This window comes from Mycobacterium sp. 1423905.2 (assembly GCF_001673155.1).
In the GTDB taxonomy this organism is placed as follows: domain Bacteria; phylum Actinomycetota; class Actinomycetes; order Mycobacteriales; family Mycobacteriaceae; genus Mycobacterium.
On the sequence record NZ_LZLE01000147.1, the window covers coordinates 24575 to 37192 of the forward strand.

Consider the following 12618-nt stretch of genomic DNA (forward strand, 5'->3'; position numbering starts at 1 on the left):
GCCCGGCGAGGACCCGCCGGCTGAGGCGGGTGCCCTAGGTCTCGTCATATCGGTTGGCTATAAAGTCGGCGGAAGCAGAATTGTCTTGCCAGGCAGGCGATTAGCGTCGGAGTCGTCGTGCACAGCCGCGACGTCGGTTAACGGGCGGCGGTCGGCGACGTCGATCGACAGCTTTCCGGCGTCGACACGGCGGACCAAGTCGGCCAGTTGCGTGGCGTCGCTGCGAACGAAGATGCGTTGCGTGCGCACTCGTCGCTCAGGGTCATCCGGCCCAGATGTCATGGTGCCGACGTGCACGCCACCGTCTGCGACGAGGCCGACGAGGGCGGCCGTCTGCTCCGGTGTGGTACTGACCAGGTTGAGCACCACGTCGAACGGCTGGCCCGCAACCGCTATCGGTGTCTCGGTGTAGTCGATGTAGTCGATGATTTGGTCGACTCCGTAGTCGCGCAGACGGGTCGCGCTGCGCGACGATCCAGTTGCGGTGACGATGGCGCCGGCTTGCTTGGCGAGTTGGACCGCGTAGCCGCCGACCGCCCCACCCGCGCCGTTGATCAGGATCGTCTGCCCACCGGTCAGATTGGCGACCTCGAACAAGGCCTGCCACGCGGTCAGCCCGACCGTCGGTAGTGCGGCGGCATCGGCCAGGGGCACCGACCGGGGAGCGCTGGTCAGCACCTCGGCCGGGGCGATGACGTACTGCGCCGCAGCGCCGTTGGCGTCCAACGGAAGCATGCCCACCACGGCGTCGCCCACGTTCCAGCCCATCACCCCGTCACCAGATTCGACGATGGTGCCCGCGACGTCGACGCCTGGCACGTGAGGGAACGAGATGGTGTAGACCTCCGACAGGTATCCCCCGCGGATGCCTGCGTCGACGGGGTTGAACGAGGTGGCGGCGACCTTCACCAGGACCTGCCCGGTGCCCGGCTTGGGCCGCTCGATCTCGTCGTATCGCAGAACGTCACTGTCGCCATAGCGGTGGTAGAGCACGGCCTTCATGATTTACTCCTTTGGGTGATTGCTTCGAAGTCGAAGCGGTTACGCTAGGAGTAACTGCTTCGAACTCGAAGCAATTCCGGGGCGGGTTGTGATCGTTGCCATATTGCTTCGACATCGAAGCACTAGTATGTGGGTGTGGCCAGAACACTCAACCGTGAGCAGATGCGCACGTACTTCGCTCTCACCGAAGCGGTCAGTTTGCTTCAGTACGCCGTGCACCAACAGTTGCGCGCCGATGGCGACCTCAGCTATGTGCAGTTCGAGATCCTGGCGAAATTGGTTGATGCGCAACAGCCCCTGACCATGACCGAGTTGGCAGACGGCGTGGTTTATAGTCGCAGCGGCCTCACCCATCAGGCCGGCTTATTGGAGCAGGCTGGGCTCATCACTCGTGAAGGCAGCCCGCATGACCAGCGTGCGAGAGTCGTCGACATCACCAAGGCGGGGCGCGCGCGTATCGAGGCCGTCATGCCCGGGCACATCCAGGTCGTCCGTGACCTGTTGTTCGAGTCGCTGTCCGGTGAGGACGTGCGAACCCTCGGCAACCTGATGAGCCGCGTGCGCGATCACATGCGGGCCCGGCCACCCCGCTCGGCCACCTCGCGTAGACATGCCGGCGGTTAACTGCCGTTGATGAGGTCGGCCAGGTACGTCGGCAAGCGGCCCGCGCTGAAGTCGTAGAACCGCGCCCACAGCGGCTCGATCGCGATGCGGACCATCTGCGGGTACGTCGAGCGCACGTTGCGTTCGAATTCGGCCAGTTCAGGTCCGTCCATCGACGTCCTCGCGGCCGCAAGGTATTCGTCGGTGACGCCGTCGACGGTCTCCACGGTGGCCAGGCCGCGCACCAACAAGGCCTTCGCCTCTTGAGGGGTGGAGCCACCGTCAATCGTCAAGGCGACTTGGGGGCGGGACTTGAGCGCGCGGGCTTTTGGAGACGTCGGTGCGGTGGAGACGACGATGCGTTCGCCGGTCCAGTAGAACCCGACCGGGACGACTCTAGGGAAGCCGTCGTGTCCGTTGTAGGCGAGCCGAGCCATGGACCCGGAGAGCAGTTCCCGGGCGCCGGGGTGGCCCAGCTCGCGCGACAGTTCCTGGGCGTCCATCACGCTGGTGATGGTAGGCCCATCGGCGCCTGGTGTTAGGAGTCCTCGTCGTCTTTGTCGGAGTCCTTGTCTTTGTCGGAGTCCTTGTCTTTGTCGTCGTCGTCCTTGTCGGAGTCGTCGTCATCCTCGTCGGAGTCGTCGTCATCGTCCGAGTCGTCATCGTCCGAGTCGTCGTCAGAGTCCTTCGACTTGCCTTTTGACTTCCCTTTGGACTTCTCGGAGTCGTCGGACTTCTCGGAGTGGTCGAGCTTGTCAGCGAACTTCGTCAACAATTCGGCGAGTTCGCGAGCTTCCTCAGCTGCCAGCGAGTCGTCGAACAACCGCTTGCCTCCATCAGAGACACGCGCAAGGAATATCGCGTCCTCCTTGATACCGACGTCCCACCGGCCTCCATCGTGACCACCCATTTGATGCCACCTTCCGACTACTGACCTGATTGCAAACGGCGCGTCCGGCGCGCTATCGCGTTAGTTACCCACTTGTGCTGGTGCTGCCTCACTTGTGCCGCGACGACGGCCTTGCTCGGGTGGTGAGGTGAGGAAGTGGGTAGGCGGATGGTCGAGCAATTTCTTGCGTCTACCTGCACGTTCTTTGGTCGGGCTGACAGGATTTGAACCTGCGACCACTTGACCCCCAGTCAAGTGCGCTACCAAACTGCGCCACAGCCCGGTGCTGCCAGACTCCATCGGCAGCAGGTCGAAAGCCTACCGTACGGCAGGACCAGCTATCAGTGAGTGTGCGGTTACGGCGTCGAGCGTGCGCCCAAGGCGCACAAACCGGCCAGATCCCGCCGGGACTGCACACTGGAAGCCGCCAGCACACACTCGACGCCCCCCGAAGCTCAGCGGCGCTTACCGCCCCGCTTCTCCCGTACCCGCACATTGATCCGAATCGGACTGCCTTCGAAGCCGAACGTCTCGCGTAGCCGTCGCTCCAGGAAACGCCGATAGCCCGCCTCGAGGAAGCCGCTGGTGAACAGCACGAACGTCGGCGGGCGCGCGGTCGCCTGGGTGGCGAACAGTATTCGGGGCTGCTTGCCACCCCGCACCGGCGGCGGGGTGGCCGCAACCACTTCCTTGATCCAGGTGTTCAGCGGCCCGGTCGCAATGCGAGCGTCCCACGACGCTAGCGCGGTCTCCATCGCCGGAACCAGCTTCTGCACCGCTCGCCCGGTCTTGGCGGAGATGTTGACCCGCTGCGCCCAGCGCAACTGCACCAGCTCCCGCTCGATCTCTCGTTCCAGCAGTTCGCGACGATCTTCGTCGACTAAGTCCCATTTGTTGAAGGCCAACACCAACGCGCGCCCGGATTCGATGACCATGGACAGCACCCGCTGGTCTTGTTCGGTCAACGGGTGTGAGGCGTCGATGAGCACAATCACGACTTCAGCGGCGTCGATGGCGCCGTGGGTGCGCACCGACGCGTAGTACTCGTGTCCACTGGCCTGGCCCACCTTGCGACGCAGGCCCGCGGTGTCGACGAAGCGCCACACTTTGCCGCCCAGCTCGATCAGCGAGTCCACCGGATCCACCGTCGTGCCGGCCACATCGTGGACCACCGACCGCTCGTCGCCGGCGAGCTTGTTCAGCAGAGAACTCTTGCCCACGTTGGGTTTTCCCACCAACGCCACCCGACGGGGACCCCCGCCACCAGCGACCCGCTCCCCCACCTCGGGAAGCGCCGCCAACACCTCGTCCAACAGGTCGGCCACGCCGCGGCCGTGCATGGCGCTGATCGGATGCGGTTCACCGAGTCCCAGCGACCACAGTGCCGCCGCGTCGGCTTCCCCCCGCTCGCTGTCGACTTTGTTGGCCGCCAGGAAAACCGGCTTGCCCGAACGCACCAGGATGCGGGCTGCGGCTTCGTCGGCGGAGGTCGCACCGACGGTGGAGTCGACGACCAAGATGATCGCGTCGGCGGTGCGCATCGCCACCGACGCCTGCTCGGCCACTAACTGCTGCAGCCCCTTGGCGTCGGGCTCCCACCCGCCGGTGTCCTGCACGACGAATCGGCGCCCGGTCCACAACGCATCGTAAGAAACCCGGTCGCGGGTGACCCCGGGAACGTCTTGGACGACGGCCTCGCGGCGACCCAAGATGCGATTCACCAGTGTCGACTTGCCGACGTTGGGCCGCCCGACGACCGCCACCACCGGCGCCGGGCCCGCCTCTTCCAGCTCGGCCAACTCCGAATCGTCGAGTTCCCAGTCACTTTCGTCGGCCCAGGTGCCGTCCTGACTCACCGCAGCGCCTCGCTTCGCTGCATCACCAGATCACGCAAATGCGCCACCACTTCGGACTCGGACATGTCGCTGGTGTCGACGATCACCGCGTCCGACGCCGGGCGCAGCGGTGACACCGCCCGGGTGGAATCCAAGTGATCACGCCGACGGACGTCGGCCAGGACATTGTCATAGTCGTCGGCCAATCCCGCCGCGACGTTCTGGTCGTTGCGGCGCTTGGCACGGGTCTCCGGTGACGCGGTCAGGAAGATCTTGACCGGCGCGTCGGGAAGCACCACCGTGCCGATGTCACGGCCCTCCACGACGACGTTGTCCGGGCCGTCGGCCAGGGCGCGCTGAATGTCGACCAACCTGCTGCGCACCGACGGTATGGCCGATACCGCTGACACCGCCTGGGTGACGTCGTCACGGCGGATCTGCGACGAAACGTCCTCTCCCGCAAGGTAGAAGCTGCTGCCCTCGGGGTCATAGCCGACGGACATCTGCACCGTCGACGCCAGCGCCTCGACTCCGGCCGAGTCCGCAGGATCGACACCGGCGCGCAGCACGGCCAGCGTCACCATCCGGTACATCGCCCCGGTGTCCAGGTAGCGCGCACCTAGCTCACGCGCCAAACCTCTTGACACCGAAGACTTTCCGGTACCCGCCGGACCGTCAATGGCAACGACTATCCCGTTCACAGTTTGATGGTTCGCTCCACTCCCGTCACTCGCTGCGCTCGTTCCGCTCGCTCCGTTCACAGGCCCACCGCTTTGTACAGCTGCCCGATCTCATCCTGGCCCAGCGCGCGGAAACTGCCGGGACGCTGCTTTCCGAGCGTCACCGGCCCAATGTCGGTGCGCACCAACGCCTCCACCGGATACCCCACCGCCGCGAGCAACCGGCGCACAATCCGATTGCGCCCTTCGTGCAAAGTGACCCGCACCAACGTCTTACCCGGAATGGCGTCCACGACCGCGAAATCGTCGACCGCCACCGGTCCGTCGTCCAACTCGATCCCGGCCCGCAACTTCTTGCCCAACCCTCGCTGCACGGTCCCGGCCACCGTCGCCACATAGGTCTTCGGCACTTCGTGCGACGGATGCATCAACCGGTGTGCCAGCTCGCCGTCGTTGGTCAGCAAGATCAACCCTTCGGTGTCGGCGTCCAAGCGCCCGACATGGAACAACTTCTTGCTGCCGCGGACCTTTCGTTCGACCAGGTCACCGATGCAAGGCCGACCGCGATCATCCGACATCGTCGAGTGCATGCCGCGTGGCTTGTTCAAAGCCAGATAGACCAGCGAGTCGTCAAGAACGATGCGGGCACCGTCGACATGGATGACCGAAGCGTCCGGATCGACTCGAGTACCTAATTCAGTCACCACCTCGCCGTCCACCTCGACCCGGCCCTCGAGGATCAACTGCTCGGCCGCCCGCCGGGAGGCGACTCCGGCTTGGGACAACACTTTTTGCAGACGCGTTCCGCGCGACTGTTCGCCGTCGGTCATCAATCGCGGTCCACGTCGAAAGTCAGCGGCTGATCCGAGCTCTGGGCTCCACTGAGTTTCATGAAACGTGGCTCGCTGTCCAACGATTCGCTCAGATCGTCGATGGTGTCGACGTCGGGCAGCAGCGGCGCGATGTCGGGCAGGTCGGCCAGCGACGTCAGGCCGAGCCGCTCCAAGAACAACTCGGTAGTGGCGAACGTCGTTGCGCCGCTGTCTTCGTCGAGTCCCACTTCGGTGATCAGGCCACGTGCCAGCAACGTGCGCATGACGGCATCGACGTTGACGCCCCGCACCGCGCTGACCCGCGCCCGCGTCACGGGTTGGCGATAGGCCACCACGGCCAGTGTCTCCAGCGCGGCCCGGGTCAGCTTGGTGCGCGCGCCGTCGAGCAACAGTTTTTCGACGTACGGGGCGAAGCGGGCGCGGGTATACAGCCGCCACCCCTCACCGGTTTGCCGTAGATCGATGCCGCTGTCGCGGTCAGTCAGCTCCTCGGCCATGACCCGCAACTTCGCCTCGACCCGGTACACCGGCTGCTCGGTGGCAGTGGCCAGCGCTTCGGCGGTCACCGGAGTATCGACCACCAGCAGAAGCGCCTCGAGGACCCGGCCGAGATCGTCGGGATCCATCTCCGCGGGCTCGGCGATGTCGATGCCCAGGTCGTGATCACTGGTCTGGTCGCTCATCTGAGCGCCGCTCCTCCTCTTCGTCGCTACCAGGGGTAGTCGGCCGTTCCCCGGTCCACGAAACTTGGAGCACGCCAAGGGGCTCTGCCTGGTCGAATGCTACCGCCCTGGACCGATACAGTTCGAGGAGCGCCAGGAACCGCCCGACAATCTCGACCGGCGCGGTGCAGTCGGCGACCAGTTCCGAAAATGACGCCCAGTGGCCGCTGCCCCGCGTCTGCAGCATCGCCAAGATATGTTGCGCCTGCTCGGGCACCGACACTTGCAACTCGTGCAGATGCCCCGTCGCCACCGTCGGTACCGGGCGCGGAGTGAAGGCGACCGCCGCGATCTCGGCGAACCGGGCCGCGTCGACGCCCAGCATCACCTCCGGAAGCAACCCGGCGAAGCGGTCCTCCAGCGACACCGCACGCGGGTAGCTCCGCAGCGCGGTGGCCTCCAGTTCGGCGAACATCTCCGCGACGTGCTTGAAGGCGCGGTACTGCAGTAGCCGGGCAAACAGCAGGTCGCGCACCTCGAGCAGGGCCAAGTCTTCGTCGTCGTCGACTTGACCGGCCGGCAGCAGGCGAGCCGCCTTGAGATCCAACAGGGTCGCGGCGACCACCAGGAACGCTGTCGTCTCGTCGAGATCGAGCTGCGCACCGATCGCTTTGGTGTAGGCGATGAAGTCGTCGGTGACCTGGTGCAACGCCACCTCCGTGACGTCCAGGCGGTGGGCGAAGATCAGCTGCAGCAGCAGATCGAACGGCCCTTCGAAGTTGGTCAGCCGGACCTGAAAGCCGTTCTCGGGTGCCGCCGAACCGTGTGTCTGGGCGCTCACATGCCGAATCGGTCGATGAACTCGCGAGCCAGCGCGCGGTAGGCCAGAGCACCACCCGACTTGGGCGCCCAGGTCGTGATGGGCTCACCGGCCACGCTGGTTTCCGGGAACCGAACCGTACGGGTGATCACGGTGTCGAACACTAGGTCACCGAACCGCTCCACCACCCGGGCCATCACCTCGCGGGAGTTGACGGTCCGCGGGTCATAGCGCGTGATCAGAATTCCGCTGATGTCGAGCTTCGGGTTGAGCCGGTCACGGACCTTGTCGACCGTGTCGGTCAGCAGCGCCAGACCGCGCAACGAGAAGAATTCGCACTCGGTCGGAATCACCACCCCGTCAGCGCAGGCCAGACCGTTGACGGTGAGCAGCCCTAGCGAGGGCTGGCAGTCGATCAACACATAGTCGTAACGGTCCAGCACCGGGTGCAGCGCCCGGGCCAGCGTCTGTTCCCGTCCTACCTCGTTGACCAACTGAATCTCCGCGGCGGACAGGTCGATGTTGCTGGGCACCAGATCGAGATTTTTGACCCGGGTGTGCAGCAGCACGTGTTCGATCGAAACCCGCGGCTCGACCAAGAGGTTGTGGACGGTCTTGTCCAACTCCCAGTGCGGCACACCCAGGCCAGCCGACAGCGCCCCCTGCGGGTCCATGTCGACCAGCAGCACCCGTCGGCCATATTCGGCGAGCGCGGCACCCAGGTTGATGGTCGACGTGGTCTTGCCGACACCGCCCTTCTGATTGCACATCGCGACCACCTTGGCCGGGCCGTGCGAGGTCCGAGGCTGGGGGTCGGGAATCGCCCGCGGCGGCCTGCCGGTCAGGCCGATCTCAATGGCGCTGTCCGGGTCGTCGGTCATACCCGGCCGGTGGTGACGGGCGTCGAGGTGGGCATCGCAGGAAAGTCTAACGGCTGGTTCGGCCTGCGCCGGGAGACCCGCAGGCAACCGCTCCAGCTGTCGACTCGAGACGACGGCCCTACGTATGGTGACCAGGTGACTCTCAAAGCACGCTTCCCCGTGTTGCGCTGGTCGTTCTGGCGGTTGGCGGCCGGGAACCGCAACATCACCACAACAGGCCAGATCGGTGACGGTCGTGAGGAGGCCGCGGTCAACTATGTGCTCCGGCACGCCCGCGCCGGAGACATCGACGGCGTGCTGGCCACCATCGACAAGTTCGCCTACGAGAAATCCATGCTGATCAACGTCGGCGACGAGAAGGGGCAGCTACTCGATGCCGCGGTGCGCCGCGCCCACCCGACGCTCGCCCTCGAGTTGGGCACGTATGTGGGGTACGGGGCGCTGCGCATCGCCAGGGCGGCCCCGACGGCCAAGGTGTATTCGATCGAACTGGCCGAGGCCAATGCCGACAACGCCCGGCGGATCTGGGCACACGCCGGGGTGGCCGATCGGGTGACGTGCGTCGTCGGCACCATCGGTGACGGTGGGCGCACCCTCGACGCGCTGGCCACCGAGCACGGCTTCACCGACGGTGCGCTCGACTTCCTGTTCCTCGACCACGACAAGAACGCGTACCTATCGGACCTGAAGAGCATTCTGGCGCGCGGTTGGCTGCATCAGGGCTCGATCGTGGTGGCCGACAATGTCCGGGTGCCCGGCGCGCCGAAATACCGCGAGTTCATGCGCCAGCAGCAAGGTAAGGCGTGGAACACCATCGAGCACAAAGCGCACCTGGAATACCAGTCGCTGGTCTCCGACCTGGTGCTCGAATCGGAATTCCTGGGCGCAGGTTAGGTGGCCCGGGGGTGCGCCCCGGCCCACACTTCCCGCAGGGCGTGCACAGTCACCAATGTGTAGATCTGCGTCGTCGTCACCGAGGCGTGTCCGAGCAGTTCTTGCACCACCCGCACATCCGCGCCGCCTTCGAGCAGATGCGTCGCGAACGAGTGGCGCAACATGTGCGGCGACACCCCCGAGGTGATGCCCGCTCGCTCGGCCGCATCCTGCAGAACCTGCCAGGCGCTCTGCCGTGACAACCGGCCGCCGCGCGCATTGAGGAAGATGGCCGGGGTGCCGCGACCGCGCCGGGCCAGGTCGGGCCGGCCGCGCACCAAGTAGGCGTCGAGTGCCTGTACGGCGGGGCGCCCCACCGGAACCAGCCGCTGTTTGCCGCCCTTGCCTTGCAACAGCACTGAACGGGCTTGCGTGTCGATGTCGTCGATGTCGAGACCGACGGCCTCGGAAATCCGCGCGCCGGTGGAATACAACAATTCCAAAAGCGCTCGGTTGCGCAAGGTCAGCGGACCGTCGGACGCGTTATCGCCGCCGGCGGCTTCCAGCAGCGCCAGCACTTCGTCGATCGTCAAGCTCTTGGGCAAACGACGGCCCGGAGTCGGTGGCCGGACCGCGCGGGCCACATCGAAATCCGCGAGGCCTTCGGCCGCGGCGAAGCGATGCAAGCCGCGCACCGCGATGAGCGCTCGCGCCGCCGATACCGCCGAGAGCCCCACCGCGCCCGCCTCGGGGTCACCGCGCCGCAGCGAGACCAAGAATTCGCTGACGTCCTCCTCGCCGACTTTGGCCAGATCGTGAATGCCGCGTTCTTCCAGATGTTTTGAATAGCGGCGCAGGTCGCGGCGGTAGGAGCTCAGCGTGTTGGCGGCCACGCCGCGCTCGATGGTCAGGTGGTCGAGGTAGCCCTGTAGTTGTGTCTGCAGCGTCGCCGCTGTCACTGCGCGTTCTGCTGATTCTTTCGGGCCATGAACGCTTCCGGCCGGTCGACCCACTCGGTGTCGATGGGACGCGCCTGAGCGGATCCGGTCACGACGGCGTAGGCGGCCAGAATGCCGCCGATGGCAATGGAATTCACGATCTCCCCGCTGAGCACACGCTGCGCCGCCTCGGCGATCGGATACCAGCGCATCGTCATGTCGGCTTCTTCGTCTTCGGCGGCGGGGCGCTGCACTTCGGTCAATCCGGTAGCCAGATAAACTCGCACCGATTCGTCGCTGTAGCCCGGCGCGGTGTTGACGTCGACTAGCACCTGCCAGTTCTTGGCCTGCAGACCGACCTCTTCTTTGAGTTCGCGGGCGGCGGTCTCTTCCGGCGGCTCACCGGACTCGTCCAGCAGTCCGGCGGGTAGTTCCCACAGCCGCCGACCGTAGGTATGGCGATACTGGTAGACCATCGGAATGTTGTTGTCGTCGTCCATCGCCACGATGGCGACGGCTCCGTAGTGTTCGAGCACCTCGCGTTTGGCGACATTGCCGCCCGGCATCCGAACCTGATCGCGGCGCAGCGCGAAAATGGCGCCCTGGTAGAGGGTTTCGGACGAAATCGTCTCGAAGTCGTGTTCAGCCACGGGCCGCGGGTTCAGGTAGCGGCTGGCTGACGCCCTCTCGATGCTGATTGCCGTTGGGCACGTGCTCGGGAATCTCCACCGGCAGCAGTTCGCCCGCCTTGTAGTCCAGGGCGCCTCCGAACGTGAACGCGACGGTATCGTGAGTCTGCATCGAGATCACGCCGAAGTGATTGCCGCACTGAACGATTCGAAGCTGATGCGGGGCATCCTGGGCGATGCCGCGGTCGACATGGTGGTCGCCGTCCGTTAGCTGGAACACGAACGATACGGCGACCTGGCCCCCGAGCAACTGGCGGACAAGTTCCGCATGGCCTGGAGCCTGTGACGGGCCAACCATGGTTTCCGACCCTCGCGCGCTGGCCGGCCACATCGACGATGTGACCCTGATCGATCAACATGTCCACGGTTGCTGGATGACGGCGGGGGACCGGAATCGGTTCGAGAACGCGCTCAACGAGGCCAATACCGAACCCATCATGGGTTCGGGATTCGACACGCAACTGGGCTTCGCCGTGCGCGCCCACTGCAGCCCTGTCCTTGGGCTCCCGAAACACGCAGATCCGCAATCATATTGGGAGCGTCGCAACCGGTTCGGCGAGGCGGAACTGGCCCGCATGTTCCTGCCGGACGCGGGGGTGAGCGACTGGCTGGTGGACACCGGGATCGGCGCGGAGACCGCCGGCCCCGCCGAGATGGCCGAGTTGTCCGGTAACCGCGCTCACGAGGTGATCCGCCTCGAGCAGGTCGCCGAGCAAGCCGCCCGGGCGCCCGGCGACTACGCGGCGGCGTTCGAGGACATCCTGCACCGACGCGCGGCGACGGCCGTCGGCACCAAGTCGATCCTGGCCTACCGGGGCGGATTCGACGGCGACCTGAGCGAGCCGGCGCCGGCCCAGGTGGCCGAGGCGGCCAGCCGATGGCGTGACCGCGGCGGCACCCGCTTGCAGGATCGGGTGCTGCTGCGGTTCGGCCTGCATCAGGCGCTGCGGCTGGGCAAGCCCCTGCAATCCACGTCGGCCTCGGCGACCGGGACTGCGACCTGCACAAGACCAACCCACTGCTGCTGCTCGACTTCCTGCGGCAGTCCTCGGACACCCCGATCGTGCTGTTGCATTGCTATCCCTACGAGCGCGAGGCCGGATACCTGGCGCAGGCCTTCAACCACGTCTATGTCGACGGCGGGTTGAGCGTGAACCAGCTGGGGGCGCGGGCACCGGCCTTCATCGCTCGGCTGCTGGAGCTGGCCCCCTTCGGCAAGATCCTCTATTCGTCGGACGGGTTCGGCCCCACGGAACTCCACTTTCTCGGTGCGGCCCTGTGGCGCAGGGCAATTCATCGGGTGTTGCGCGGTTTCGTCGTCGACGACGACTGGAGCGAAGCGGACGCCGTCCGGGTGGTCAACCTGATCGCTCACGGCAACGCCGCAGGACTGTACCGCGTTTGACCCCCGGTGACACCGGGGTATACCGGCGATTATGGCGACCGCGAAGGGCGTCTTGGAGTGGGCCCGCGACAAGGTCGTGTCGTGGGTGCCCAAGGCCGACCTCGACCAGCGGGACCCCGACTACATTCGCGACCAGCTGCCGGGGACCTGGTTGCTGGCGTCGTTCTACTTCCGCGCGGACGTGCGGGGCCTGGACCGCATCCCGGCCGAGGGGCCGGTGCTGTTGGTCGGCAACCACAGCGGCGGCAACGTGCCCCCCGACACCTTCGTCTTCACGCTGGCGTTCTGCTCCTACTTCGGCGTCGAGCGGCCTTTCTACCAGTTGGCCCACAACCTCGTCGTCTCCGCTCCGCCGCTGGGCTGGTTACGCAAGTTCGGCACCGTGGCAGCGAACCCCGAAAACGCCCGTCTCGCATTGGATTCCGGGGCAGCGCTGCTGGTCTACCCTGGCGGCGACTACGAGATCGGGATGCTCTTGAGGCGCAGCAGCTTGTCGGCCATCAGTAGT

At 65.8% G+C, this 12618-nt stretch carries 14 protein-coding genes, 1 tRNA gene and 3 pseudogenes; 5 read left to right on the forward strand and 13 right to left on the reverse strand.

Going from position 1 to position 12618, the window contains the following annotated elements; genetic code table 11:
- Positions 1-57: 57 nt before the first annotated feature.
- A complete protein-coding gene (locus tag A9W95_RS08285) occupies positions 58-1002 on the reverse strand; it encodes an NADP-dependent oxidoreductase (protein WP_067410686.1) in 945 nt (314 codons plus the stop codon).
- A gap of 162 nt (positions 1003-1164) precedes the next feature.
- On the opposite strand from A9W95_RS08285, the gene A9W95_RS08290 reads away from it, so the two are divergent.
- Complete coding sequence (locus tag A9W95_RS08290) at positions 1165-1626, forward strand: MarR family winged helix-turn-helix transcriptional regulator (protein ID WP_067410725.1); 462 nt, start codon at positions 1165-1167, stop codon at positions 1624-1626.
- On the opposite strand, the gene A9W95_RS08295 is transcribed toward A9W95_RS08290, so the two are convergent.
- From A9W95_RS08295 to A9W95_RS08335, 9 genes are all read right to left on the reverse strand, one after another.
- On the reverse strand, positions 1623-2108 hold the full coding sequence (locus A9W95_RS08295) for a pyridoxamine 5'-phosphate oxidase family protein (RefSeq protein WP_067410689.1): 486 nt from the start codon (positions 2106-2108) through the stop codon (positions 1623-1625). The genes A9W95_RS08290 and A9W95_RS08295 overlap by 4 nt on opposite strands.
- A gap of 35 nt (positions 2109-2143) precedes the next feature.
- Positions 2144-2515 carry a hypothetical protein gene (locus A9W95_RS08300; RefSeq protein ID WP_067410691.1) on the reverse strand — a complete coding sequence of 124 codons (372 nt, stop codon included), beginning with the start codon at positions 2513-2515 and terminating at the stop codon, positions 2144-2146.
- A 185-nt stretch (positions 2516-2700) separates the two neighbouring features.
- Positions 2701-2777: transfer RNA gene (locus A9W95_RS08305), tRNA-Pro, on the reverse strand.
- 172 nt (positions 2778-2949) lie between these two features.
- Entirely contained in the window at positions 2950-4350 is a 1401-nt protein-coding gene (der, locus tag A9W95_RS08310; protein WP_067410694.1) for a ribosome biogenesis GTPase Der, read from the reverse strand.
- Positions 4347-5030, reverse strand: coding sequence for a (d)CMP kinase (gene cmk / locus A9W95_RS08315; RefSeq protein WP_067410695.1), 684 nt, complete (start codon positions 5028-5030; stop codon positions 4347-4349). Before cmk ends, der begins: the two co-directional genes overlap by 4 nt.
- Before the next feature lie 56 nt (positions 5031-5086).
- Entirely contained in the window at positions 5087-5839 is a 753-nt protein-coding gene (locus A9W95_RS08320) for a pseudouridine synthase (protein WP_067410698.1), read from the reverse strand.
- Positions 5839-6525 carry an SMC-Scp complex subunit ScpB gene (gene scpB, locus A9W95_RS08325; RefSeq protein ID WP_067410701.1) on the reverse strand — a complete coding sequence of 229 codons (687 nt, stop codon included), beginning with the start codon at positions 6523-6525 and terminating at the stop codon, positions 5839-5841. Before scpB ends, A9W95_RS08320 begins: the two co-directional genes overlap by 1 nt.
- A complete protein-coding gene (locus A9W95_RS08330; RefSeq protein WP_067410703.1) occupies positions 6506-7345 on the reverse strand; it encodes a segregation/condensation protein A in 840 nt (279 codons plus the stop codon). Before A9W95_RS08330 ends, scpB begins: the two co-directional genes overlap by 20 nt.
- Positions 7342-8205, reverse strand: a complete 864-nt coding sequence (locus tag A9W95_RS08335; RefSeq protein ID WP_067410706.1) for a ParA family protein — start codon at positions 8203-8205, stop codon at positions 7342-7344. Before A9W95_RS08335 ends, A9W95_RS08330 begins: the two co-directional genes overlap by 4 nt.
- Positions 8206-8340: 135 nt before the next feature.
- On the opposite strand from A9W95_RS08335, the gene A9W95_RS08340 reads away from it, so the two are divergent.
- Complete coding sequence (locus A9W95_RS08340; RefSeq protein WP_067410727.1) at positions 8341-9099, forward strand: O-methyltransferase; 759 nt, start codon at positions 8341-8343, stop codon at positions 9097-9099.
- Here the strand turns inward: A9W95_RS08340 and xerD are convergent.
- The 3 genes and pseudogenes from xerD to A9W95_RS27820 all read right to left on the reverse strand — a co-directional run.
- Positions 9096-10037: a site-specific tyrosine recombinase XerD gene (xerD, locus tag A9W95_RS08345; RefSeq protein WP_067410709.1), complete on the reverse strand. Its 942-nt coding sequence runs from the start codon at positions 10035-10037 to the stop codon at positions 9096-9098. The genes A9W95_RS08340 and xerD overlap by 4 nt on opposite strands.
- Entirely contained in the window at positions 10034-10666 is a 633-nt protein-coding gene (locus A9W95_RS08350; RefSeq protein ID WP_067410711.1) for an NUDIX hydrolase, read from the reverse strand. The genes xerD and A9W95_RS08350 overlap by 4 nt, the downstream gene beginning before the upstream one ends.
- Positions 10659-10799 (reverse strand): annotated as a pseudogene (locus A9W95_RS27820) (hypothetical protein); the annotation flags it as partial. The gene A9W95_RS08350 and the pseudogene A9W95_RS27820, both read right to left, overlap by 8 nt.
- Between A9W95_RS27820 and A9W95_RS27825 the strand changes: the two are divergent.
- The 3 genes and pseudogenes from A9W95_RS27825 to A9W95_RS08365 form a co-directional block, all read left to right on the forward strand.
- Positions 10782-10991 (forward strand): annotated as a pseudogene (locus tag A9W95_RS27825) (glutamine synthetase); the annotation flags it as partial. The pseudogenes A9W95_RS27820 and A9W95_RS27825 sit on opposite strands and share 18 nt — an antisense overlap.
- Before the next feature lie 10 nt (positions 10992-11001).
- Positions 11002-12110, forward strand: a pseudogene (locus A9W95_RS08360) (amidohydrolase family protein).
- Between the two features lie 31 nt (positions 12111-12141).
- The coding region (locus tag A9W95_RS08365; RefSeq protein WP_371328037.1) for a 1-acyl-sn-glycerol-3-phosphate acyltransferase at positions 12142-12618 on the forward strand (477 nt) is incomplete at its 3' end.